The sequence below is a fragment of the Streptomonospora halophila genome, assembly GCF_039542725.1.
GTDB classification, from domain to species: domain Bacteria; phylum Actinomycetota; class Actinomycetes; order Streptosporangiales; family Streptosporangiaceae; genus Streptomonospora; species Streptomonospora halophila.
This window is the reverse complement of sequence record NZ_BAABIK010000033.1, coordinates 35,836-57,891: the sequence shown is the minus strand read 5'-3', so window position 1 is coordinate 57,891 and position 22,056 is coordinate 35,836. Positions and strand designations below refer to the sequence as shown.

Sequence of the window (22,056 nt, the reverse complement as noted above, 5' to 3'; positions counted from 1 at the left end):
CCGACTTCAGGGGCGCGCCCGCGGCGGCGCCCGCCGCGACGGCGCCGCGCCGCCCATCGACTGCAGCGCGCACGCGCGTGCCCCGCGCTCGTGGGACCCGGGTGCCGGGCGCCTCGCCGCCCGCTCCCGAACCCGCCGGCCGGGCCCAGCACGGGCGCGCCGCGGACCGGACGCGCCGGCGCGCGTCCCGCTCGCTTCGGCGCGGGGCCGTGACCGGACCCGCGGAAGCCGGCTCGGCGGGTGCCCGGACCGCCGTCGTCATCGCCGCGCGTGACGAGGAGGTGCTGATCGGCGCCACGGTGCGCGCGGCCGCCGGGCTGCCCGGCGCCGACCTGGTCGTGGTCGTCGACGACGGCTCCCGCGACCGCACCGCCGCCGTCGCCGGGGCCGCGGGGGCGCGCGTGCTGCGCCACGGCGCCAACCGCGGCAAGGGCGCGGCCATGGAGACCGGCGCCGAGGGGGTCCGGCGCGTCGAGTGCGCGGAGCGCGGCAGCGGCGCCCGCCATCTGCTCTTCCTCGACGCCGACCTCGGCACCAGTGCGGCACGGGCCGCGCCGCTGGTCGAGCCGGTGTGCTCGGGGGCAGCCGACATGACGATCGCGCTGCTCCCGGCGACCCGGCAGCGCCTCGGCGGGCGCGGCGCCGTCGTCTCGCTGGCCCGCGAGGGAATCCGCAGCGCGACCGGGTGGGAGCCCGAGCAGCCGCTCAGCGGCCAGCGGTGCCTGACCCGGGCGGCGTTCGAGGCCGCGCGTCCGCTCGCCGCCGGCTTCGGTGCGGAGACCGGGATGACGGTCGACCTGCTGCGTGCGGGACTGGCGGTGGTGGAGGTCGAGGTCCCGTTGGAGCACCGGCCCACCGGCACGGGGCCGCGTGCCCAGCTGCACCGCGCCCGGCAGTTGGCGGACGTGGCGCGGGCGCTGGCCGAGCGGGAGCTGGGCCCGGCCCTGGTGCGCCGCGGCCGGCGGCTGCGGGAGGACCTGCGCGGCGCCGCGGTCGTCGCGGTGCGCAGGGCCGCGACACGGCGCGGGCGGGCGGCACGGCGCGGCCGCTGACGGCTGACCGGCTACGCGAAACGCGCTGAGTGTCGTTCTCATTACCGGGAGTGGCGGTTAGTCTCACACTGTGGTGACTACCTGGACTACCTATCTGGCCGTTCTGGCGGCGCTCGCGGGCGTGGGCGGACTGGCACTCGGCGTTTACGCCCTCATCAGCGTCCGCAGCGCGGCGCGTGAATGCCGCACGATGATCCAACGGCTCCAGCCCGACGGAAACGGACTGGACATGCGGGCGGTGCGCGACGTGGCGGTGGTGCGCTACGACGCCCTGGAGGAGATGTCGGGGGCGCGCTCGTTCTCGCTGGCCCTGCTCAACGCCGTCGGCGACGGCGTCGTCGTGACCTCGATCAACGGGCGGACCGAGTCGCGGACCTACGCCAAGTCCATCGGCCAGGGCCGTGCCGAGGAGGCGCTGTCGCCCGAGGAGTACCGAGCCCTCCGGGCGGCCCGCCTCGGGCACCGACCGGGCGCTCCCGAGGGCGACGACGCGGCCGCGCACTCCGGTAAGGGCGGGCCCGGCCGCGGGCGCAAGCAGGCCGCGGGCGGCGACGGCGCCTCGGCCGGCAGGCAGGGTGGTGCCGTCGAGGAGTCCCGCGCGCAAGCGGGGGACGCGGGCGAGCACGGTGGGCCCGCCGACGGCGACGCGTCGCCGGTCCGCACGCTGGGCACCGCGCCGACGGGGGCACCGGCCACCGGCACGGGCGGTACCTCCGCCGACTGACCGGGGGTGCGGGCTGTTCGCCCGCGGCACGGCGGGCGGCCGCCCTTGCCGGTGTGCTGAGCCCGCGCGCGGCGGCCGCCGGTACGCGGTCCGGTCGCGCCTCCACGCGGGCGATCGCAGGTCGTCGGGCGGGGGCACGGCCGCGGTCCGGACCCACGCAGCGCACGCCGCACGGGTATAACCTGCGAAATATGCGTTACGCTTATCTCGGCCCCGAGGGGACGTTCACCGAGGCCGCACTCCGCACCCTCCAGCCCGAGGCGACGGAGGCGGCCCGCATCCCTTATGCCGGCGTCGACGCCGTGTTCGCCGCGATCCGCCGCGGCGACGTCGACGGAGGCACGGTGCCGCTGGAGAACTCCGTCGAGGGCGGCGTCACCGCCACCATCGCCGAACTGATCAACGGCGAGCCGCTGCTGATCGCGGCCGAGGCCGCCCTGCCCGTCGAGTTCGCCCTGTTCGCGCGCGAAGGCGCCGCGGTCGCCGACGTCAAGCGCATCGCCACCCACCCGCACGCGCTGGCGCAGTGCCGCGGGTGGCTCGCCCGCCACCTGCCCGACGCGGAGGTGTTCACGGTCTCGTCCACGGCCGCGGCGGCCCAGAGCGTCGCCGAGCCGGGCAGCCCCTACGACGCCGCGATCTGCGCGCGCATCGCGGGCGAGCGCAACGGTCTGTACGCCCTGGCCGAGGGCGTCGGCGACCGCGACGACGCGGCGACCCGCTTCATCCACCTCATGCGGCCGCAGCCGCTGCCCGAGCCGACCGGGTCGGACCGCACGTCGCTCGTCGCGTTCCTGTCCGACGACCACCCGGGTGCGCTGGTCGAGCTGCTCAACCAGTTCGCCGTCCGGGGCGTGAACCTCACCCGGCTGGAGTCGCGGCCCACCGGAGACGGACTCGGCCGGTACTGCTTCTGCCTGGACGCCGACGGGCACGTGGCCGAGCCCGCCGTCGGCGAGGCGCTGATGGGGCTGCGGCGGCTGTGCAAGGAGGTCCGGTTCCTCGGCAGCTACCCGCGGGCCGACGCCGACACCGAGCTCACCCCGTTCATGCCCTCGCGCGGCACCACCAGCGCCGACTTCTACGAGGCCCAGGAGTGGCTGACCCGCATCCGGGCGGGCGAGGTCGGCTGAACCCGGCGGGAGCGGGCGCGTCCGCGGAGAGTCACCTCGCCGACAGCGCCGCCTCGATCGGGCGCCCCTCCTGGATGCGGGCGAGCTGGTCCCGCAGCGCCGTCTCCAGGGCCGCGTCCTCCGGGCAGAGGTAGGGCAGCTGGTCCAGCGCGGCCCGCACCTCGTCCGCCGTCATGGCGCTCAGCGCCTTCATCGCCCACGGCTGTGCCATCGCTTCGCTTCCTTCCGTGTACGCCGGCGCGCCCCCTCCAGCGCGCCGGCACCCGGTACACGGTGTCGCAGGCCGCTTATGACGCGGTTTCGCGAGGCCGGACTCCCACTGCGGGTCGGGCGGCTCCGCCCGGGGCCTGACGGGCGGGAACTCGATGTGTCGCCCGCTCCGATCACCGGTAGCCTGCAGTCGTGATCGACCTCCGTGCTCTCAGAGAGTCCCCCGACCGCCTGCGCGCCTCGCAGCGGGTCCGCGGCGAGGACGAAACCGTCGTCGACCGCCTGCTGGACCTCGACTCCCGGCGCCGCGCCGCGCAGACGCGCTTCGAAGGTCTGCGCGCCGAGCAGAAGAGCGCGGGCAAGGCGGTCTCCTCCGCCGCTCCCGAGGAGCGTGCGACTCTGCTGGCCCAGGCCAAGGAGTTGGCGGCCGACGTCAAGCGGGCCGAAGCCGAGGCGAACGACCTCGGTGCCGAGGTCGACGCGATGCTGCACGACATTCCCAACATCGTCGACGAGGCCACCCCCGAGGGCGGCGTCGACGACTTCCGGGTGCTGGAGCACGTCGGCACCCCGGCCGAGCTCGACTTTACCCCGCGCGACCACCTGGAGCTGGGCGAGCTGCTCGGCGCCATCGACACCGACCGGGGCGCCAAGGTCTCGGGTGCGCGGTTCTACTTCCTCACCGGCGTCGGCGCGATGCTGGAGCTGGGCCTGTTGAACATGGCCATGCAGCAGGCGGTGGCCAACGGCTTCACCCCGATGATCCCGCCGGTGCTGGTACGCCCCGAGACCATGGAGGGCACCGGGTTCCTCGGCGCCCACGCGGACGAGGTCTACCGGCTTGAGGCCGACGACCTCTACCTGGTCGGCACCTCGGAGGTGCCGCTCGCGGGCTACCACGCCGACGAGATCCTCGCCGCTGACGCGCTGCCCAACCGCTACGTCGGCTGGTCGTCGTGCTTCCGCCGCGAGGCCGGCTCCTACGGCAAGGACACCCGCGGCATCATCCGCGTGCACCAGTTCAACAAGGTCGAGATGTTCGTCTACGCCCATCCCGACGACGCCCGCGCCGAGCACGATCGGCTGCTGGCCTGGGAGCGGGAGATGCTCGACAAGCTGGAGCTGCCCTACCGCGTCGTCGACATCGCGGGCGGCGACCTCGGCGCCAGCGCGGCCCGCAAGTTCGACTGCGAGGCGTGGCTGCCCACCCAGGGCCGCTACAGGGAGCTGACCTCGACCTCCAACTGCACCGACTTCCAGGCGCGGCGGCTGAACATCCGCTTCCGCGACGACTCCGGCAAGCCGCGCCACGCCGCGACGCTGAACGGCACGCTGGCCACCACCCGATGGATCGTGGCGATCCTGGAGAACCACCAGCGGGCCGACGGCTCGGTGGTGGTACCCGAGGCGCTGCGCCCCTTCGTCGGCGGCCGCGAGGTGCTCGAACCCGTCAAGCGCTAGCGCCGGAGCCGCACGGCCGGGGGCCGGGTACCCCGCGGGAACCGCCCGGTGCCGGAACTCTCGGCGGTGGGGTTTCGCGGGCGGTTCCCGGAGGTCGCGGGCGGGCGGATGCGCCTCGTCACAGGTAGGGGCCTGATCCGCCCCGCTCGGGCTCGCCCTGCGGTGCCATGCCGGCGGGCAGCGCCTTGCGCATGTTCTCCAGCTGCGCGCGGGCCGCCATCTGCTGGGCGAACAGGGTGGTCTGGATTCCGTGGAAAAGGCCCTCCAGCCAGCCGACGAGCTGGGCCTGGGCAATGCGCAGCTCGGCCTCGCTGGGCGTGCTGTCTCCGGCGAAGGGCAGGGTGAGGCGCTCCAGCTCCTCGATCAGCTCCGGAGCCAGGCCGTCCTCCAGCTCCTTGATGGAGTTGGTGTGGATCTCGCGCAGCCGCTCGCGGCTGGCCTCGTCCAGCGGAGCGGCCTTCACCTCCTCCAGGAGCTGGCGGATCATGCTGCCGATGCGCATCACCTTGGCCGGCTGCTCGACCATCTCGCTCAAGGGGCGCTGGGCGGCCTGTTCGTCGTCCTCCGCGCCCGAATCGGCGCCGGAGTCCGCGCCGGAGCCCATGACCAGCACGTGCGGCTGCTCTTCTTCGTCGAATCGCTCGCTCATGAATCCCTCACCTAGCGGGGTTGCGTCGTCATCGGGTGAGCACGATCTTGCCGACGTGCGCGCTCGACTCCATGATGCTGTGTGCTTCGGCGGCGCGCGCCAACGGCAGTGTGCGATCCACGATAGGCCGCACCGAGCCGTCGGCGACCAGCGGCCAGACGTGCTCGGCCACTCCGGCCACGATGGCCGCCTTCTCCTCCAGCGGGCGCGAACGCAGCGTCGTGGCGTGCACCGACAGGCGCTTGACCAGCAGGCGCCCGAGGTCGAGCTCGCCGGAGCGCCCGCCCATCAGTCCGATGATCACCAGGCGGCCGCCCACGTTCAGCGAGCGCACGTTGTCGGCCAGGTAGGAGCCGCCCATGATGTCGAGGACCACGTCGGCGCCGGCGCCCCCGGTCTCCTCCTTCACCCGGTCCGGGAAGCGCTCGCGATGGTAGTCGATGCCCGCGTCGGCGCCGAGCTCGCGGCACCGGTCCAGTTTCTCGGCGCTGCCGGCGGTGGCCACGACGCGCGCGCCCCGCGCGTGCGCGAGCTGGATGGCGAAGGTGCCGATGCCGCTGCCGCCGCCGTGCACGAGCAGGGTCTCGCCGGAGCGGAGGCCGGCGGTCATGAACACGTTGGACCACACCGTGCAGGCGGCCTCGGGAAGAGCGGCCGCGGTCACGAGGTCGACGCCGCGGGGGATCGGCAGCAACTGGCCTGCGGGCACGGCGACGCGCTCGGCGTAGCCGCCGCCGCTGAGCAGCGCGCAGACGGGGTCGCCGACCGACCAGCCCGAGTCCCCGGTGCCCGGACCGAGAGCGGCGACGTGGCCGGAGCACTCCAGCCCGGGGTACTCGGAGGCGCCCGGAGGCGGAGGGTAGTTCCCCTGGCGCTGGTTGACGTCCGCCCGGTTGGCGGCCGTGGCGGCGACGTCGACGAGGACCTCGCCCTCGCCGGGGACAGGGTCGGGGACCTCGGTCCAGGCCAGGACGTCGGCCGGGCCGGGTTCTGTGATGAGGATCGCGTGCATGCCGCAACGCTACCCAGGGCGGTGCGGGCCGCGCTCGTCGGATCGGCCGCTTGTGGACGGCGGGGGAACGGGCGGGTGCGGGGTGTCCGCCTTTGGCTGCGGTTCGTATCTTTGTTGGCGGAGGAGAGAATATCCGTGAGTCCGGGTCTGGTCTGCCAGGTTCCCCCATGGCGCGGCCAGGCGGCAGCGATCGGACATCGCGCACCCGAGCAAGCGTCTTGAGGAGAACCGCGTTGGCACACCGAGAGCACGACGGTTCCGAACATGCCGGTACGCGTGCGTGGGACAGGGGGCACGACCAGGACGCCGCCGGGGACGAGGCTCCGGGCGACCGCGGGCAGGCCCCCTCCCCGGCCGATCAGTGGTTCGGCGACGCGTCACCGCCGCCCCCGCCCTACGCCATCGACGAGGGCGCCGTCCCGCCTCCTCCCTATGCCGTAGGCGGGATGGGCGGGTTCGGGCCCGACCGGCCCGCCCCGCAGGCGCCGGCGGATCAGCCGGTTCCGGAACACCCTGCAGGCCCCGGCGGCCCCGGCGGTGCGTCGGCGCAGGACGGCCCGTCCGGCCCCGCCGCTCCCTACGGGCCGCCGCCCGCTCCGCAGCAGCCCGCCGCGCCCGGCGCCTACCAGCCGCCCGGTGCGCCGGGCGCACCGCAGCCGCAGTACGACGACGGCCGGAACCCGGCGCCCGCGCCGGACGCCTACCCCTCCGGCCCGTACCAGGCCGGGCCCTACCAGCCACCCGCGCCGCCCCAGGACGGCCCCGGCCCCGGGCCTTTCCCCGCGGGCGGGGGGCCGGACGCGCCGGCCCCGGTCCCGCCGCCTCCTCCCGCCGCCGGGGACGGCGACCCCGCGCGCCGCGATCCGGCCGGGCTCCCGCCCGCGGACCCGCCCGGGTTCCACGGCGGGCGGCCGGGCGAGGCGTACCCGTCGGGTCCCTATCCCGCCCCGCCGCCCGGCCCGGCGCAGCAGTCCCCGGCTTCCGGCCGACCGGTGCAGGACCCGAACCAGGCGCCGCGGACCGCCTACAACGGGCAGCCGATACCCGCGGCACCCGCTTCCGACCGTCCGGCGCCGGAGGCACCGGACGCGGCGGGCATGCCCGGACAGCGCGACGGCGGCGCGTCCGGCGGCGCCGGCACCGTCGGCCCCGCAGCAGGGTCGCCGGGGCAGAGCGCGGAACGGGACCAGCGGCCCGAGGGCACCGCGCCCGACCGCCCCGCTGCGGGGGAGGCGGCACCCGCCGACCCGCCGCCGGGGCAGCCGTCGGCCCCGCCGTGGAGCAACGGCGCCGGCGGCGCGCCGTGGACCGGCGGCCACAGCGGCTTCTCGCAGTGGGCGCCGCCGGAGCGCGCGCCGAGCCCGCCGCCGGGCTCCCGGCCCGAGGGCGGGTCCGCCGACCGCAACGGCGCCGGACCGCGCCCCGGCGAGGCCACGGAGGTGATCCCGCCCTTCCGTGACGAGGGCGAGCCCGCGGCGGGCTCGTGGGCCTACGACCCCGCCGCCTGGGGCGAGTCGTCCGCCGAACCTCCGCACCCCACCGGCCGGGGCCGGTCGCCTGCCGGCGACGGACCGCAGTGGACCTCGGCCGAGCCCGTCCGTCCCCCCGAAGGCGCGCCGGGGCCGCACGCCGCGTCCGGCGAGCCCCCGCTCGTCGGCGACGGTCCGGCTTCCCCGCCGCGGGTGCGCCCGCCGGAACCGCCCGGCGGGCCGGCGCCCTCCGACGGGCACCCCGCGCCGGGCGGGGACGTCCCCTCTCCCGAGCAGCTTCCGCCGCTGCCGCCGAACGCCGGGCCCCCGCACGGCGGACCGGGCACGGGCCCCGGGGCGGGTCCGCCGACCGCTCCTCCCGCGTGGCCGCCGCAGCACTCAGGCGGGCCGGGCGGCGCCGACACCGGCGGCCGCCCCGCGCCCCCGGCCGGTGACCCGCGTCCGGAATCGGCGCCGTCGGGCCCGCAGCCGTGGAACGCGCCGCCGCCTGCCGGCCCGCACCAGGCGCAGCAGCAGCCGTACGCGCCCGGCGCGCCGGACGACGGTCGTTTCGACCCCTACAGCCGGCCCTACGAGGCCTACGGCCGGCCGGCCCAGCAGCCCGGCGACCCCTACGCCCGCCCCGGATACGACCCGTACGGCGCGCCTCCGCCGCCGGGTGAACCGGAGGGCTACCGTCCCGCGCCGGGCCCGGCCCCGGGCGGGCCGCCGTCCGGGCCGCAGACGGGGTTCCAGTACTCCGCCCACTTCGCGGACGGCGTGCAGCCCCAGCAGTTCCCCGGCCACAGCGGGCACCCGGAGACGGCCGAGGACCTGCGCGCGGAGAACCTGGTCAGCGACAGGCGGCCGGGGCCGAGCAAGGGGTGGCGCAAGATGCTCCACTCGGCCACCTTCGGGATGGTCGACGTGGGGGAGTCGGCGGCCGAGCAGCGCCGCCGCGAGCTCACCGAGCGGGCGCGCACGCAGGTCGGCGGCGGCCACCACCGGGTGGCCGTGCTGAGCCTGAAGGGCGGGGTGGGCAAGACCACCACCACGGTGGCGCTCGGATCGATGCTCGCCTCGCTGCGCGGCGACCGGGTGCTGGCCGTGGACGCCAACCCCGACCGCGGCACGCTGTCGGACAAGGTGCGGCTGGAGACCGCGGCCACCATTCGCGACCTGCTCAACGAGCGCGAGTCGATCTCCCGCTACGCCGACATCCGCGCCTTCACCTCCCAGGCCAACAGCCGGCTGGAGATCCTGGCGTCCGACCGCGACCCCGCGGTCTCGGAGGCCTTCAGCGAGGAGGACTACCGCGAGGTCTCCTGGCTGCTGGAGCACTACTACTCCATCTGCCTGACCGACTGCGGCACGGGCCTGCTGCACTCGGCCATGCGCGGCGTGCTCGGCCTGGCCGACCAGATCGTGCTGGTCAGCTCAGCCTCGGTCGACGGGGCGCGCAGCGCCAGCGCGACCCTGGACTGGCTGGAGGCGCACCGGTACGGCTCGCTGGTGCGCGGCGCGGTGGTGGTGCTGTCGATGGTGCGCACCGGCAAGAGCAGCGTGGACCTGGAGCGGCTGGAGCAGCACTTCGCGAGCCGGTGCCGTGCTGTGGCGCGTGTGCCGTGGGACGCCCACCTGGAGGAGGGCGCCGAGGTCGACCTGGAGCGCCTTGCACCCAGCACCCGCGACGCCTACCTGCAACTGGCCGCCACCGTCGGCGAGGCCTTCGCCTGGCCGCGGTGACCCCGTGTGCGGGGCCGCGCCGGAGCGGTCCCGCACAACGCGCCGGCGTGCTCGGAGCGCGTGCGGCTGTGCCCCGTGCGGGGCGGTCCGCCGGCCCGGCGATTGCGCGAACGGACGAAGCCCTCCCCCCGGACCGCGGGAGACGGACCGGAGGGAGGGCTTCAACGGCGCGGAGGGTGTGGGATTTGAACCCACGAGATCCCGCTAAGGATCTTGTGCTTTTCAAGAGCACTGCACTCGGCCACTATGCGAACCCTCCATGAGCGGCGGCCACGCAGGCCGCCCTCAGCATAGCGCAGACACCCGACTCGGTCCGGAGGGCCGCAGCTCCGCGGCCTACCGCGTCGCGCCGGTCCGCGCGGGCCCGCTTCAGCCGGTCCCGCCGTGCTCCCCGCCGTCATCCAGGCCACGGCACAGGGCGGCCAGGCAGGCGCGGATCGGCGGGCTCTCGTACTCGGCCCGCCACACCGCCGCGATCTCGCGCCGCAGCGGCGAGTCCAGCGGCACGAAGCGGACGCCGGGCGGGGCCGGCCACTGCGCCATCTCCGGGACGAGCGCCGCGGCCAGGTCCGCGGCCACCAGCGCCAACTGGGTCGGCACCTCGTCGAGCAGATAGCGCACATCCGGCTCCACACCCCGCCCTCGCAGCGCCTGCACCAGGGCCTCATGCTGCTCGGTGCCCGGCGAGCAGCTCGCGAACGGGGTGCCCTCCAGCTCGGCCAGGCCGATCCGCTCGCGCCCGGCCAGCGGGTGGCGGTCCGACAGGGCCGCGCTGACCTCCTCGTCGACGAGGGGCCGCACAGACAGGCCGGGCGGTAGGAAGACCGGGCGGTTGGCCCAGCTCTCCACCAGCAGCAGGTCGAGTTCGCCGCGCAGCAGCATCGGCATCATGTCGATGACCTCGCCGTCGCGCACCGAGGGGATGAGCCGCGGATGGGCACCGGCCAGCTCGGCCAGCGCGCGGGGAAGCAGGGTGCGCACCGCGCTGCCGACGCTGCCGATGCGCAGCGGCCCGAGCGTCTCTGCCCGGAGGTCGGCGAGGTCGTTCTCCGCCGCGCCGGTCTGGGCCACGACCCTGGCGGCGTGCTCGGCCAGCACGCGGCCCGCGTGCGTGAGGCGGACGCCCCGCCCGTCGGGCTCCAGCAACCGGTGGCCGGTCTCGCGCTCCAGCTTGTTCAGATGCTGCGAGACGCCGGACGGGGTGATGTGCAGCGCTTGCGCGCCCTGCGCGACCGACCCGTGTACGGCGACCGCGTTCAGGACCCGCAACCGCTCCAGATTGAACACGTAAGTGATGCTACCGGGTTACTGGTAGAAATGATCGCTTTTGCTTCGCGCTCGCTCCCGGCACAGTAGGCGGCATGGAGAGGTACGACGATCCGACGGCCCCCGGTGCGCGTCCGGCGGCGGCTGCGGTGGCGCATGCGCGGACCGCACGCCACGCGGCCGCCGACTCCGCCGCCGCGCCGGGCTCCGGTCGGCCCGCCGGACCGCTCGACCGCCTCCACCCGGTGGTCGCGGCGGTGTCCGGCGCGGCCGCCAACTCGACCTCGGCCGCGTTCGCGAAGCTCGCGGGTGCGGGCCCCGGGACGACGGCGTTCCTGCGCTGCGCGCTGGCGCTGGTCGCCCTGCTGCCGCTCGCGGCGGCGGAGTACCGCGCACGCGGGCCCCGCCCGGCCCGGCTCGTCGCCGCCGACGCCGCCGCCGGTCTGCTGCTCGGCGTGGACTACGTGTTCTGGGCGCGCAGCATCGACGACGTCGGCGCCTCCATCGCCACCGTGCTGATCAACGTGCAGGTGGTCGTCTTCCCCGTGCTGGCGTGGGCCTTCAGCGGGGTGCGCCCCTCCGCCCGCTTCGCCCTGGCGGCGCCGGCCATGCTGGCCGGAGTGGCCTTCGCCAGCGGGGCGGCGGGCGACGCCGCGCCGGGCGGCTCCCCCGTCTCCGGCGCGCTCTGCGGTGTCGCCGCGGGTGTCGCCTACGCCGGGTACCTGTTCCTGACCCGGTCGGCGGGCGGGACCGGCCACAGCGCCGCGCCCGTCTTCGTCTCGACGCTGTCCGCCGCCGTTGCGGCGGCCGCCCTCGGCGGCGCCTGGACCGGCGTCGACCTGGTGCTGCCGCTCGCCTCGTGGGGCTGGCTGGCGGCCCTCGCCCTGCTGGGGCAGGTGCTGTCGTGGCTGCTGATCGGTTCCGCCCTGCCCAGGCTCGCACCGGGCACCGGTGCGGCGCTGCTGGTGATCCAGCCGGTGCTGGCGGTGGCGCTGGGCACCGTGTTCCTCGGCGAGCGGCCGACCGCCACGCAGCTCGGCGGCTGCGCCCTCGTCCTCCTCGCGATCTGGGCACTGGCGACCGAACGCTCGAAGCGGGAGCACGGGCGGCCGCACCGGTCCCGCCGGGAGAGGGCCTACTCCTCGCGTGCGATCAGCGTGCCGTCCAGGTAGCACCACGCCCAGTCCTCCCCGTCCTCGGCCGCGGCGGCGAGGGGGTGGTCGGACGCGGTCGCGTGCGCCGACGCGTGGCGGTTGGGCGAGGAGTCGCAGCAGCCAACGTGGCCGCAGCCGAGGCAGATGCGCAGGTGCACCCAGTCGTTGCCGCCCGCGAGCAGGCAGTCGGCGCACCCGGCCGTGCTGGGCAGCACGGGGCGGATCCGCGAGGCGTGCGGGCAGGCCTGGGGGTCGGCCGCGAAGTCGAACAGGGTATTGGGATCGGGGTAGTCGCCGGTCGGCGGTGCGGCGATGCCCAACTCGTCCAGCAGGGTCCCGGCCAGGTCGGCGGCGACGGCGCGCGAGGTGTCGACGATGCGGCGCGCCCCCGACGGGGCGAGGACGTCGGGCTCGGGGGAGTCGACCGGCCGCACCACGATCGGCGCGTCCGGTGCGAGCTGGCCGATGACGGCGGCGATCCGGGCGCTCTCCTCGGTGGTGTTCTCCGCGATGACGACCGCGCGGGCCGAGAACAGGCCCGCCTCTTCGAGGACGTTGTGGCGCAGCGGGTCGCCGCGGACCACGGTGTAGCCCTCGGCCTCGGCCGCCGCCGCGAGGTCGGGCCCCAGCGTCGTGACGGCCACGGGGATGCCGCGGGCGCGCACGGCGGCGGCGAGCTCGGCGGCCACCGGACCCCAGCCCGATATCAGCACCGGCGCGTCGGGCGGCGCGTCCCCGCCGCCGTCCCCCCGGCCGCGGTCGGCGCCCGCCCCGGGCACCGCGGTACGCGGCCGGCGGCGTCCGCCCGCCCATCGGCCGAGGCGGTCGCCGAGTGCGGCCAGCGCCGGTGTCAGGGTCATCAGCAGCACCGTGACCGCGATGAGCACCTGCTCGCCGTCGGCGCCCAACCCGGCCGGTGCCAGCCCCGCCTCCGCGCCCGAGCGCTGGAGGACGAAGGAGAACTCGCCGATCTGGGCGAGGAGCAGCCCGCCCGCAACGGCCGTGGAGGCGCCCACGCCCAGCACCGACAGCGCCAGCGCGCCGGTGGCCGCCTTGACCGCCACGACGGCGACGGCCAGCAGCAGCACCAGCCACCACAGCTCCAGCAGCACGCTCAGGTCCAGCAGCATGCCGATGGAGACGAAGAACGTGGCGCTGAAGAGGATCTGCAGCGGCAGCACCTCGCCCAGGGCGTGCGCGCTGTGCCGCGACTCGCTGACCACCAGTCCGGCCAGGAACGCGCCCAGCGCGACGCTGACCCCGGCCAGCGAGGTCAGGTAGGCGGTGCCCAGACCGATGGCGACCACGGTCAGCAGGAAGACCTCGGGCGAGCAGGCGCGCGCCACGCGCTCCAGCAGCGGGGGCATGACCTTGCGGGCGATGACCAGGACCACGACCAGCACGGCGGCGGCGGTGCCCAGCGCGCGGGCGATCTCCAGCGGTCCCTCGCCCGATCCGCCCAGCAGGGGGATGAGCAGCACCATCAGCACCACGGCCAGGTCCTGGAAGATCAGCGTGGCGATCGAGGCCTGCCCGAGCGGCCCGGTGGTGCGCCCGGCCGCGGCCAGCACCTTGAGGACGATGGCGGTGGAGGACAGCGCGACGAGGAAACCGGTGAACACGCCGGCGCGCCAGCCCGCCCCGAACGCGATCACCAGGCCCGCCACCACCGCGATCGTCAGCAGGGCCTGCAGCCCGCCGCCCACCAGCACGTAGCGTTTGATCGAGGCGAGCCGGCCGAGCGAGAACTCGATGCCGATGGTGAACAGCAGCAGGATGACGCCGATCTCGGCCGCCGCCTCGACGGTCTCCGTGGTGGGCACGAGCCCCAGCTGGTGAGGGCCGATCGCCACCCCGGCCAGCAGGAACCCGACGATGGGGACGACGCGTACGCGCAGGCTGAGGTAGCCGATCACGGCGGCCGCACACAGCAGCAGCACCACTGGTGAGAGGAACGCCGGAGTCTCCTCGGCGGCCAGGAGCATGCGGAACCTCGATTCTGCGCTGATCACGAACCTGATCGGGCGTGGCCAGAATAGGCGGCCGACCGGCGCGGAGCGAGCGTCGGACGGGAGACCCCGGTCTCCCCGCACACGTGCGGGTTACCGGCGAGTAATATCTGGGTCATGGCAATCATGAACGAAGAGACCGCCGAGATGGTCAAGTCCGGCTTTCTGGCGGCGGTGCCCTTCGCCCGCACGCTGGGCGTGGAGTTCCTCGAGGTCGACTACCACCGCATCTCCATGCGCCTGCCCGACACCGAGGCCAACCACAACCATGTCGGCGGGCCGCACGCGGGAGCGATGTTCACGCTGGGCGAGTCGGCGTCCGGGGCGATCGTCACCGGCGCCTTCGGCCACCTGCTCGACCGCGCCGTGCCGCTGGCGGTCAAGGCCGAGATCCACTACCGCAAGCTCGCGATGGGCGACGTGGTCGCCGAGGCGCACCTGGACCGGCCCCGCGAGGAGATCGAGGCCGAGCTCGAATCGGGCGGTCGGCCGGAGTTCGCGGTCGAGGTCGAGCTGCGCACCGCGGACGGAACGGCCACCGGCGCCATGACCGTCACCTGGACCCTGAAGCCGAGCCGGCGCTGACCCCGATCCGCCGGCGCGGGTCCCCGCGCCGGCCGCGGCCGGGTTCGCGGCAGCGCGTGCTCCGGGAATGTCGCAGCCGACGGATACGGTGGCCGAGCCGGCCACCCGGTCGGCGACGTCCGGACGCCGTCCGGGAGCGGCCCCGGCGCCTGCGCCCTCCCCCGCGCGCAGGCGCGGTGCGGCTCGGCGGCAGGGCCCGCCGGCGCGGCGCCCGGGAACGGACCGTCTACACGGAGGTGGGGACAGCGTGAGATTCCGAGCCGACCGGGATTCGTTCGCCGACGCGGTGGCGTGGACCGCCCGCGCACTGCCCACGCGCCCCTCCATGCCGGTGCTGGCGGGCATGCGCCTGGAGACCGCGGCCGGCTCCTCCGCGCTGCGGCTGTCCAGCTTCGACTACGAGGTCTCCGCGCGGGCCGAGGTCGAGGTCTCGGTCGAGGACCCCGGCGCCGTCCTCGTCTCGGGGCGGCTGCTCGGCGAGATCGCGCGCAACCTCCCCGACGCCCCGGTCGAGCTGCACGCCGATGGCGCCCGCGTGCTCGTCACCTGCGGCAGCGCGCGCTTCACCCTGCTCACCCTGCCGATCGAGGACTATCCCGCGCTGCCGGCGATGCCCGAGGTCAGCGGCTCGCTCAGCGCCGACTCCTTCGCCGCCGCGGTGCGCCAGGTCGGCCCGGCCGCCAGCCGCGACGACACCCTGCCGATGCTCACCGGCGTGAACCTCGCCTTCTCCGGCGACGCGCTGACTTTGGCCGCGACCGACCGCTACCGCATCGCCGTGCGCGAGCTGTGGTGGAAGCCGCAGGCCGCCGGGTTGGAGACCTCGGCTCTGGTGCCCGCCCGCACGCTGCACGAGATCGCCCGCTCGCTGGCCGGCGGCACCGGCATCGACCTCGCGCTGTCGGCGGCCGCCGGCGGAGCCGGAGGCGAGGGGATGATCGGCTTCGAGAACAACGGGCGGCGCACCACCACCCGCCTGATCGACAGCGACTTCGTCAAGTACGAGTCCCGGTTCCCGCAGGAGTCCGGCGCCCGGGCGAAGCTCGCCACCGCGCCGCTGATCGAGGCGGTCAAGCGCGTCGCGCTGGTGGCCGACCGCAACACCCCGCTGCGGCTGTCGTTCAGCGAGGGCGAGGTCGTGCTGGAGGCCGGATCCGGCGACGACGCCCAGGCCGCCGAACGGCTCGACGCGGAGCTGAGCGGCGATCCCATCCGGGTGGCGTTCACCCCCGACTACTTCCTCGACGGCCTCGGCGCGGTGCACTCCGACTCCGTCCACATCGACTTCACCCAGCCCACCAAGCCCGTCGTCCTCTCCGACGTCCCCGGCGACGACGCGCAGCCCCCCGAGTTCCGCTACCTGGTCATGCCGCTTCGGGTGTCCTGACGGCGCACGCGGCGTCCGGCCGCCCTCGCGGGAGCACGGGCGGGGCCGGCCGCGGACGGCCACCTCGCCGGGCCGCGGGAGGAGCCCGCGGCCCGGCGGCGCACGTCAGGGAGGGCCGCTCAGTCGGGGCAGCCCTCCATGTTCTCGATGTCGTGGTTGAGGTCCAGCGGGACGAACTCGTAGTGCCGGGTGCGGTACTTCAGCAGTTTGTTCGTCATGGGCACGGCCCAGCCCTGCAGCATCGGGTGGCGCCGTGCCAGCAGCAGTGAGGCGCGCTTGGCCTCGTCGCCGTCCAGGGGGCGCACCTCGCCGCGCACGGCGCCTCCGCGGGGCTTGCCGTTGAACGTGGCCGGCTGCAGGTCGGCGCCGGCGTTGCGGGCGAGCCGCCGCGCCCCGCCCGACTCCTCCCACGTGCGGAAGAGGACGCGGCCGTCCTCGACCACGACGCGGACCGGTGTGCTCTGCGGCCTGACGCCGTCGTCGTGGTACGTGAGCAGCAGGGCCGTCTTGTAGCGCTGGAACGGCCTCAGGAGCGTGGCTGCGGTCATCCCGGTGAACTCCCTCGTCGGACACTGGAGTGTGCTACTTCACTCTTCCCCAAAAGCGTGTCCTACGTCACCCCCCGCAGCCGAGGCGGTCGCCGCTTCGGAGGCCGCGGCGCCCGCACGCGGCGCCGCGGATGCCGGGAACCGGCGGCTCAGGTGATGGTGTAGGAGTCGCCGACGCGCTTGCGCAGTTCCTCGCCGGACACCTCGGCCACGCGGGAGCTGATCCCCCACCGGTGGCCGAACGGGTCGCGCAGCCATCCCGTGCGCATGCCGTAGGGCTGGTCGGCCACCGGACGCTCGGCGGTCGCACCGGCGGCGAGCGCCGCCTCGAACACGGCGTCGGCGTCGGCGACGGTGAGCATGAGGCTCACCGGGGTGCCGCCGGCGGCACGCGGGCCGCGGAGACCGAGCTCGGGGTGTTCGTCGGCGAGATAGACCGGCGCGCCTTCGACGGTGATTCGGGCGTGGCCGACGCGGCCGTCCCCACCCGTCCAGCGCTCGTCCTCGACGGCGCCGAACGCGCGGCGGTAGAAGGAGATCGCCGCATCGGCGCCGTCCACGCACAAGTAGCAGACGAGTGTGTCCACTTCTGCGGTCATGGCCTCTCACATCCTTCGTCCCACCGAAGTGGGTCTCATCCGAACGGACGCTTTCGACGCTAGCCCGCAGCCGGGCGCCGGTCTTGGACGAATGTGACGCAACCGGGACACCGATTACGGACGCGCGCCGGGAGGGCGGCGAGCAGGAGCGGAGTCCGGAAGTGAACGGAAGGCCACGGCTGGACATCCCGCGGTCAACCGCCGAGAGGAACGGAGAAGTTGGGCCCGCATGGTTTATCCACAGGCGTTTTTGGCCGCTCGGCGAATCCCGTCGGATTTCCCCGAGTTACCCACAGAGTTATCCACAAGACTCCCCCAATGGGGGAAGACATGTGGATAGGGCGGAGGCGTCCGCTTACTCCCTTTCGGACAGAGCCGAGGTTCCGCCCTGGCCGACCGAAGTGCCGATACCGAGTTCGGCGCGGCGGCCGCGCACGTACCCGGCGCGGTAGCCGGCCCGGTGGTGGGTGCGCTCCGGCCGCGTGGGCTTGAGCTGCGGGAAGCGCCGCTGGAAGTCCTCGCGCACCCGGTCGACGTCCGTGCGCAGCACGACTTCGGCCCCGCGGGAGGAGGCGGCCTCCTGCTCGCCGGACTCGCCCGATGCCGACTCCGAGGTGCCCTCGTCCTCGCGCTCCTGGCGCAGCCGGGCGCGGAACTCCTTGATCCGCTCGGCCACCGCGTAGCCGTAGGCGCGAACGAAGGACCGGTAGAAGCGGCTGCGCTCGGTGGACAGGGTGGAGCGGTCGTAGTTGCGCAGCTCGCGCAGGTTGGCGATGTGCTCGCGCGCCGTGAAGCGGGCCGAGGCCTCCATCTGCATGGTGATGGAGGGCAGCAGGACCCGCAGCGCGTCGAGGGCGCTCGCGGTGCCGACGATGATCAGCGTGCGCTCGGTGTTGGCCGAAGTGTTGCCGCGCACCGCCGACTGGCACCCGTAGGCGGCGGCGATACCGGCCAGGGCCTTGACACGCGCCTTGCCGTGCCCGCCCACGCCGGAGACCGGGAAGTCGAACCGGGTGACCGACTCGGGAGACTCGCCCCGCTCGGCGCGCGCCTCGGCCTCGGCGATGGCGTGCCGGGTCATCAGCTCGGCCGCTTTGGCGGTGAACGCCTGGCTCTCGGAATCGGTGACCGCGGGGTCCTCCGCCATCCGGAGGAGCCCGCGGACCCGCTCGATCATCTTCTGACGAGCTTCAGTCGACATAGAGCGCTTGGTCGTTCCCCGTGGATTGTTCTGCCATAGACCGGTGCAACAAGTGGATCAGGTCGACTTGTTCCCCGCCACCATGCCGACGATACCGAGGATGACCCAGATCACCGCTGCCGCTCCAAGGCCCGCGAAGATCGCGCCGAAGAAGCCCGCGCTCAGCAGCGAGGTGGCGGCGACGCCCACACCGGCCAGCGCGGCCGGGCCGGCGGCGAACCGCCAGGGGTACTGGCCCGCCCAGCGGCGCGCCCGGCGGTCGCCCTTGCTGCCGAGGAGTGCGACGCCCCCGCCGACGAGTGCGAAGAAGAAGATCGCGGTCCCGATCGGGCCGGCGATGGTGATGGCGGGCAGCGCCGTGAGGAAGGACAGGCCTCCGGCCACCACACCCGCCCCCGTCGCGATACCGGTGGGCCACATAAGCGTCGCCGCGTGCACGGGCATAAGCGAGTTTCCGCGCTCCAGCGTCATGTCAGCTCCTTTGTTCCGGCTGGTTGGAAGCCTGTGCCCAGCCTGTCCACCCAGGATGCCCGCCCGGCGGCGGAGATGCATCAGGGCACACCCCTGACTTACCCCTGACGGAGCACTCTGGCACCTGCCGTCCCGGGTCCGTGGACTTTTCCACAGCCCTGTGGGCGGCTTCTGCCCGATGAACGAGCGGCGCGCGGCGGAAGTGCCCGCGCCCGCTCACCACACGGCCGCCCCGGCTCGTCAGCCTTCAACCGCGCCGCGCACTCCCTCGGCGGTGCTCGACAGCAGACCCGCGTCCGCCAGCCACTCCGGAGGGACGGTGGAGGCGCCGCCGCGCTCGGGGCCGCCGCCGCGACCGGTGACCAGGACGGTGTCGGTGCGCACACCGTCCGCGTCTTCCCGGTCGGCCGAGCCGCCCGACGCGCCGGGGCGCGCCCGCACCACCTCGACGCCGGGCGCGGGGGCGGGGGCCGGGGCGTCCGCCCCGACCAGCAGTCTGACCTTCGGGAACCACAGGTGCAGGCCGGATTCGGCGAGCCCGTCGGGCAGCGCCGCGGCGGCCACGCCCGCGGCGGCCAGCCCGGCCAGGTCGTCGCGCAGCCGCTCCAGCGCCTCCGGGCTCTCCTCGGGCAGCACTGTCGCGGCGTCGACGTGCAGGGAGAGCCGCCGGCCCAGCGCCTCGCGCAGGAGGGGCCAGGTGCGGCCGAAGGCCGGCAGCAGCCGCAGTTCGGCCACCTCGCCGACACCGACCCACCGCACCTCGTCGCTCTCCCAGTTGGCCGCTTCGAGCCGCCCGCCGTACACGGTGCGCGCCAGCACTGTGTCGTAGCGCCAGACCGTGTGCTCCTGGCGGTGCACTCCGATCAGCTCGAACGTGCCGGGGTCGCCGGCGACCTCCTCGCCGAACTCCCGGAGCGCGGCCTGCAGAGGGCTCTCGTCGCTGTTGCGCGCCCCGCCGGGCACACCCCAGGTGCCGCCCTGGTGGCTGCCCACCGCGCGGTGCTGCATCAGCACCCGGCCGCCGGGTCCGCCGCGCTGCCCGGGCGCGCGGAGCAGCAGCCCGGCGCTGCCGAAGCGTCCCCAGCGCCGCGAACCGTCGGGAAGGGTCACCCAGCCGTCGCCGTCGCTCATCCCACCTCCTTCTCCCGCCCCGATCGACGGGGCGGTCTCGACCCCTCCACCTTGCCCACTGCGGCCGACTCCGGCCAGTGCCAATGCCCACCGCGTATGCCCCGCCCGCTAGGATTTGCGCGCGATGAGCAGCACGGCGAAGGCGACGGCCTCGGTTTCACGGCTCCCCCTGTACACCCTCGACCTGGCGAGGCGGTACTGGGCGCCGCTGCTGTGCGTCTATGTCATCGGCACGTTCCTGCACGACATGATGATGCGCGGCGTCGTCCGGCTGTCGGCCTTCGACCAGAACGTGGGCCTGATCGGCATGACCCTGGTCGTGCTGACGCAGCTGACCGTCACCATCGTGATGTTCCACATGCTGCGGCCGGGCCTGCCCACCGTCGACCGCGAGCTGTTCTCCCCGGCCTCCCCGCGCTCCGGCGGGGTCTCCGAAGGCGAGCGGCGCTGGGTCGACGCGGTGGCGGGGGCGATCCTGCCGTTCCTCATCTTCTACAACGCCTGGGGCCGCTTCGCCGAGGAGTTCCGCCAGTACAACGTGGAACTGATCAACCAGCGCGGCCTCACCGGGTTCGTCGAGGGCAACGACATCAACGCACTCGGCCTTCCGCTGGCCGTCGCGCTGGTGTCGTTCCTGCTGCGGGTGCTGTGCGACCGGCTCTACGCACGCACCGACAGCAAGATCCTGGGCCTGTTCACGGCGCTGTTCGAGGCCAACTGGATGTCCTTCGGCCTGTTCTCGATCATGCAGGTCTACGGCAACATCAAGACCTGGGCCGCCCAGCGCCAGGCCTGGCACGCGTTCGAGAACGGCATTCTGGAGTTCGTGCGCAGCCTCGGCAGTGCCACGTCGCTGCCGATCGAACAGGGCTATCTGGCCGCGCTCGACCTGATCGGGCAGCTGATGCTGCACCTGCGCGACGGCCTCTTCGAACCGCTGCTGTGGCTGACCATCGCAGCGGTCATCTTCGGCGCGGAGATGGACCGCCACGACGCGCTGTTCCGCAAGGGCACCCGCGCCGCCAAGATCGAGGACGCGCTGACATCGCCGAGCAACAGCGTCCTGCGCCAGATGGGCCGGCTCATGCGGCGCAGCGCGCAGGACCGGTGGACGCCGTTCATCAACGCCTTCCGCTTCATCCTGCGCGCCAGCCCGGTGTTCTACCTGGGTTTCTGCCTCTACTACGTGCTGATGGAGGTCGCCTTCGCCTGGCTGGAGCGCGGCGTCTACGTCGCGGTCGGTCCGCACGACTTCCTCGGCTGGTGGTGGCCGTGGCTGACGCCCGTCAGCTTCATGGTGGACGCGCTGCACGAGCTGATGCGCGTGTGCCTGCTGGCGGCGACGTTCGAGGTCACCCTGCGCAGCCTGAGCGCCGCCAGCACCGGCCGCCGCGCCCGCGCCGCCGGGCGTGTGCACGCCTGAGCGCCGCCACACCCGCTCGGCCTGCGGCTCGCTGGACGCGGGGGCCGGCGTGCCGGCACTACTCCTCCTGCTCGAAGCGCATCGCCCGGGGCGCGGGGTCCTGACCGCCACCGGCGGTGGGCACGGCGACCTCGAAGGCGAGTGAGTCGACGGCGTCCTCGGGCACGACGAAGCTGACCACAACGCCCGCTTCCTCGCCTGCCGGCAGCGGCTTGCTGTTCTCGTCGGTGCAGCCGTAGAGGACGGAGACCGTGCCCTCCAGGCCGGGCCGCATGGAGTAGCTGGAGGTCGGCTGCCACCAGCGCCCCTGGTCGTCGACTGCGCGGAACTCGCAGTTCGCGAGGCGCTTGCGGGCCTTGCCCTCGCCGGGAGTCAGCTTGAACACGGCGTCGACGAGGTGGGTGCCCTCGGGCGGCGGCGCGGCCCCCTCCAGTTCGTCGACGAGCGTGCCCCGCAGCTCCCATCGGCTGCCCACCAGCTCGGCGGGGTCCTCGGTGCCCGCGACCGCGATCGGCTCCGGCGATATCGCGCCCTGGTCGAGCATCGCCTCGCGCTCCATCCACCAGGGCACGCCGAGAGCCACCGGCAGCGCCACCGCCAGCACGGCGATGGACGGCAGGTGGGCGCGCTTCCAGAAGGGGAGCGCCCGCCGGGCGCGCCCGCTTCCCGGCGGTACGGGCTGCGCGGGGTGCGGCGGATGCGCCTGGGCCGGGTGTCCGCCGGGCGGCGGTGCGAAGGCAGGTGTGCCCGGAGGCGGAGGAGGCCCGTAGGGGCCTTGCGGGCCTGGGCCTTGGGGACCGTGTGGTCCGGGCGGGCCGGGCGGACC

20 protein-coding genes and 1 tRNA gene are annotated in these 22,056 nt (G+C 74.6%); 9 read left to right on the top strand and 12 right to left on the bottom strand.

Features of this window, described 5'->3' with window-relative positions:
• The first annotated feature begins 209 nt into the window (after positions 1 to 209).
• The 3 genes from ABEA15_RS22160 (at position 210) to pheA (ending at position 2,909) form a co-directional block, all read left to right on the top strand.
• Complete coding sequence (locus ABEA15_RS22160) at positions 210 to 1,052, top strand: glycosyltransferase family 2 protein (protein ID WP_345558769.1); 843 nt, start codon at positions 210 to 212, stop codon at positions 1,050 to 1,052.
• 73 nt (positions 1,053 to 1,125) lie between these two features.
• A complete protein-coding gene (locus ABEA15_RS22155) occupies positions 1,126 to 1,776 on the top strand; it encodes a DUF4446 family protein (protein ID WP_345558768.1) in 651 nt (216 codons plus the stop codon).
• Positions 1,777 to 1,967: 191 nt separating this feature from the next.
• Positions 1,968 to 2,909: a prephenate dehydratase gene (gene pheA, locus ABEA15_RS22150; protein ID WP_345558766.1), complete on the top strand. Its 942-nt coding sequence runs from the start codon at positions 1,968 to 1,970 to the stop codon at positions 2,907 to 2,909.
• 31 nt (positions 2,910 to 2,940) lie between these two features.
• Here pheA and ABEA15_RS22145 read toward each other — a convergent pair whose 3' ends face one another.
• A complete protein-coding gene (locus ABEA15_RS22145; protein WP_345558765.1) occupies positions 2,941 to 3,120 on the bottom strand; it encodes a hypothetical protein in 180 nt (59 codons plus the stop codon).
• A 191-nt stretch (positions 3,121 to 3,311) separates the two neighbouring features.
• Between ABEA15_RS22145 and serS the strand changes: the two genes are divergently transcribed.
• Positions 3,312 to 4,580, top strand: a complete 1,269-nt coding sequence (gene serS, locus ABEA15_RS22140; protein ID WP_344147093.1) for a serine--tRNA ligase — start codon at positions 3,312 to 3,314, stop codon at positions 4,578 to 4,580.
• Between the two features lie 118 nt (positions 4,581 to 4,698).
• Here serS and ABEA15_RS22135 read toward each other — a convergent pair whose 3' ends face one another.
• Together ABEA15_RS22135 and ABEA15_RS22130 are read right to left on the bottom strand one after the other, a co-directional pair.
• Positions 4,699 to 5,229 carry a bacterial proteasome activator family protein gene (locus ABEA15_RS22135; RefSeq protein ID WP_345558763.1) on the bottom strand — a complete coding sequence of 177 codons (531 nt, stop codon included), beginning with the start codon at positions 5,227 to 5,229 and terminating at the stop codon, positions 4,699 to 4,701.
• Positions 5,230 to 5,257: 28 nt separating this feature from the next.
• Positions 5,258 to 6,241, bottom strand: coding sequence for an NAD(P)H-quinone oxidoreductase (locus tag ABEA15_RS22130; protein ID WP_345558761.1), 984 nt, complete (start codon positions 6,239 to 6,241; stop codon positions 5,258 to 5,260).
• 1,682 nt (positions 6,242 to 7,923) lie between these two features.
• Between ABEA15_RS22130 and ABEA15_RS22125 the strand changes: the two genes are divergently transcribed.
• A complete protein-coding gene (locus ABEA15_RS22125) occupies positions 7,924 to 9,456 on the top strand; it encodes a MinD/ParA family ATP-binding protein (RefSeq protein WP_425579434.1) in 1,533 nt (510 codons plus the stop codon).
• Between the two features lie 170 nt (positions 9,457 to 9,626).
• Here the strand turns inward: ABEA15_RS22125 and ABEA15_RS22120 are convergent.
• A tRNA-Ser gene (locus ABEA15_RS22120) sits at positions 9,627 to 9,715 on the bottom strand.
• Between the two features lie 110 nt (positions 9,716 to 9,825).
• A complete protein-coding gene (locus tag ABEA15_RS22115; RefSeq protein ID WP_345558757.1) occupies positions 9,826 to 10,743 on the bottom strand; it encodes a LysR family transcriptional regulator in 918 nt (305 codons plus the stop codon).
• A gap of 74 nt (positions 10,744 to 10,817) precedes the next feature.
• Here ABEA15_RS22115 and ABEA15_RS22110 point away from each other — a divergent pair, with 74 nt between their 5' ends.
• A complete protein-coding gene (locus ABEA15_RS22110; protein ID WP_345558755.1) occupies positions 10,818 to 11,894 on the top strand; it encodes a DMT family transporter in 1,077 nt (358 codons plus the stop codon).
• On the opposite strand, the gene ABEA15_RS22105 is transcribed toward ABEA15_RS22110, so the two are convergent.
• Positions 11,858 to 13,888 (bottom strand): cation:proton antiporter domain-containing protein, encoded by a 2,031-nt coding sequence (locus ABEA15_RS22105; RefSeq protein ID WP_344147075.1) that lies wholly within the window; start codon positions 13,886 to 13,888, stop codon positions 11,858 to 11,860. The genes ABEA15_RS22110 and ABEA15_RS22105 overlap by 37 nt on opposite strands.
• A gap of 114 nt (positions 13,889 to 14,002) precedes the next feature.
• Here ABEA15_RS22105 and ABEA15_RS22100 point away from each other — a divergent pair, with 114 nt between their 5' ends.
• Both ABEA15_RS22100 and dnaN read left to right on the top strand, forming a co-directional pair.
• Positions 14,003 to 14,470 carry a DUF4442 domain-containing protein gene (locus tag ABEA15_RS22100; protein WP_345558753.1) on the top strand — a complete coding sequence of 156 codons (468 nt, stop codon included), beginning with the start codon at positions 14,003 to 14,005 and terminating at the stop codon, positions 14,468 to 14,470.
• 247 nt (positions 14,471 to 14,717) lie between these two features.
• Entirely contained in the window at positions 14,718 to 15,857 is a 1,140-nt protein-coding gene (gene dnaN, locus ABEA15_RS22095; RefSeq protein ID WP_345558751.1) for a DNA polymerase III subunit beta, read from the top strand.
• 119 nt (positions 15,858 to 15,976) lie between these two features.
• Here the strand turns inward: dnaN and ABEA15_RS22090 are convergent, their stop codons facing one another.
• From ABEA15_RS22090 to ABEA15_RS22070, 5 genes are all read right to left on the bottom strand, one after another.
• Positions 15,977 to 16,405, bottom strand: a complete 429-nt coding sequence (locus tag ABEA15_RS22090; protein ID WP_344147065.1) for a PPOX class F420-dependent oxidoreductase — start codon at positions 16,403 to 16,405, stop codon at positions 15,977 to 15,979.
• 149 nt (positions 16,406 to 16,554) lie between these two features.
• Entirely contained in the window at positions 16,555 to 17,004 is a 450-nt protein-coding gene (locus ABEA15_RS22085; protein WP_345558749.1) for a VOC family protein, read from the bottom strand.
• Positions 17,005 to 17,359: 355 nt separating this feature from the next.
• Positions 17,360 to 18,205 (bottom strand): DUF2786 domain-containing protein, encoded by an 846-nt coding sequence (locus ABEA15_RS22080; RefSeq protein WP_345558747.1) that lies wholly within the window; start codon positions 18,203 to 18,205, stop codon positions 17,360 to 17,362.
• Positions 18,206 to 18,262: 57 nt separating this feature from the next.
• Positions 18,263 to 18,676 (bottom strand): hypothetical protein, encoded by a 414-nt coding sequence (locus ABEA15_RS22075; protein ID WP_345558745.1) that lies wholly within the window; start codon positions 18,674 to 18,676, stop codon positions 18,263 to 18,265.
• Between the two features lie 240 nt (positions 18,677 to 18,916).
• Positions 18,917 to 19,807 (bottom strand): NUDIX domain-containing protein, encoded by an 891-nt coding sequence (locus tag ABEA15_RS22070; protein ID WP_345558743.1) that lies wholly within the window; start codon positions 19,805 to 19,807, stop codon positions 18,917 to 18,919.
• Positions 19,808 to 19,931: 124 nt separating this feature from the next.
• On the opposite strand from ABEA15_RS22070, the gene ABEA15_RS22065 reads away from it, so the two are divergent.
• Complete coding sequence (locus ABEA15_RS22065; protein WP_345558741.1) at positions 19,932 to 21,230, top strand: hypothetical protein; 1,299 nt, start codon at positions 19,932 to 19,934, stop codon at positions 21,228 to 21,230.
• Positions 21,231 to 21,288: 58 nt separating this feature from the next.
• On the opposite strand, the gene ABEA15_RS22060 is transcribed toward ABEA15_RS22065, so the two are convergent.
• Entirely contained in the window at positions 21,289 to 21,834 is a 546-nt protein-coding gene (locus ABEA15_RS22060; protein WP_344147047.1) for a hypothetical protein, read from the bottom strand.
• Between the last annotated feature and the right edge of the window lie 222 nt (positions 21,835 to 22,056).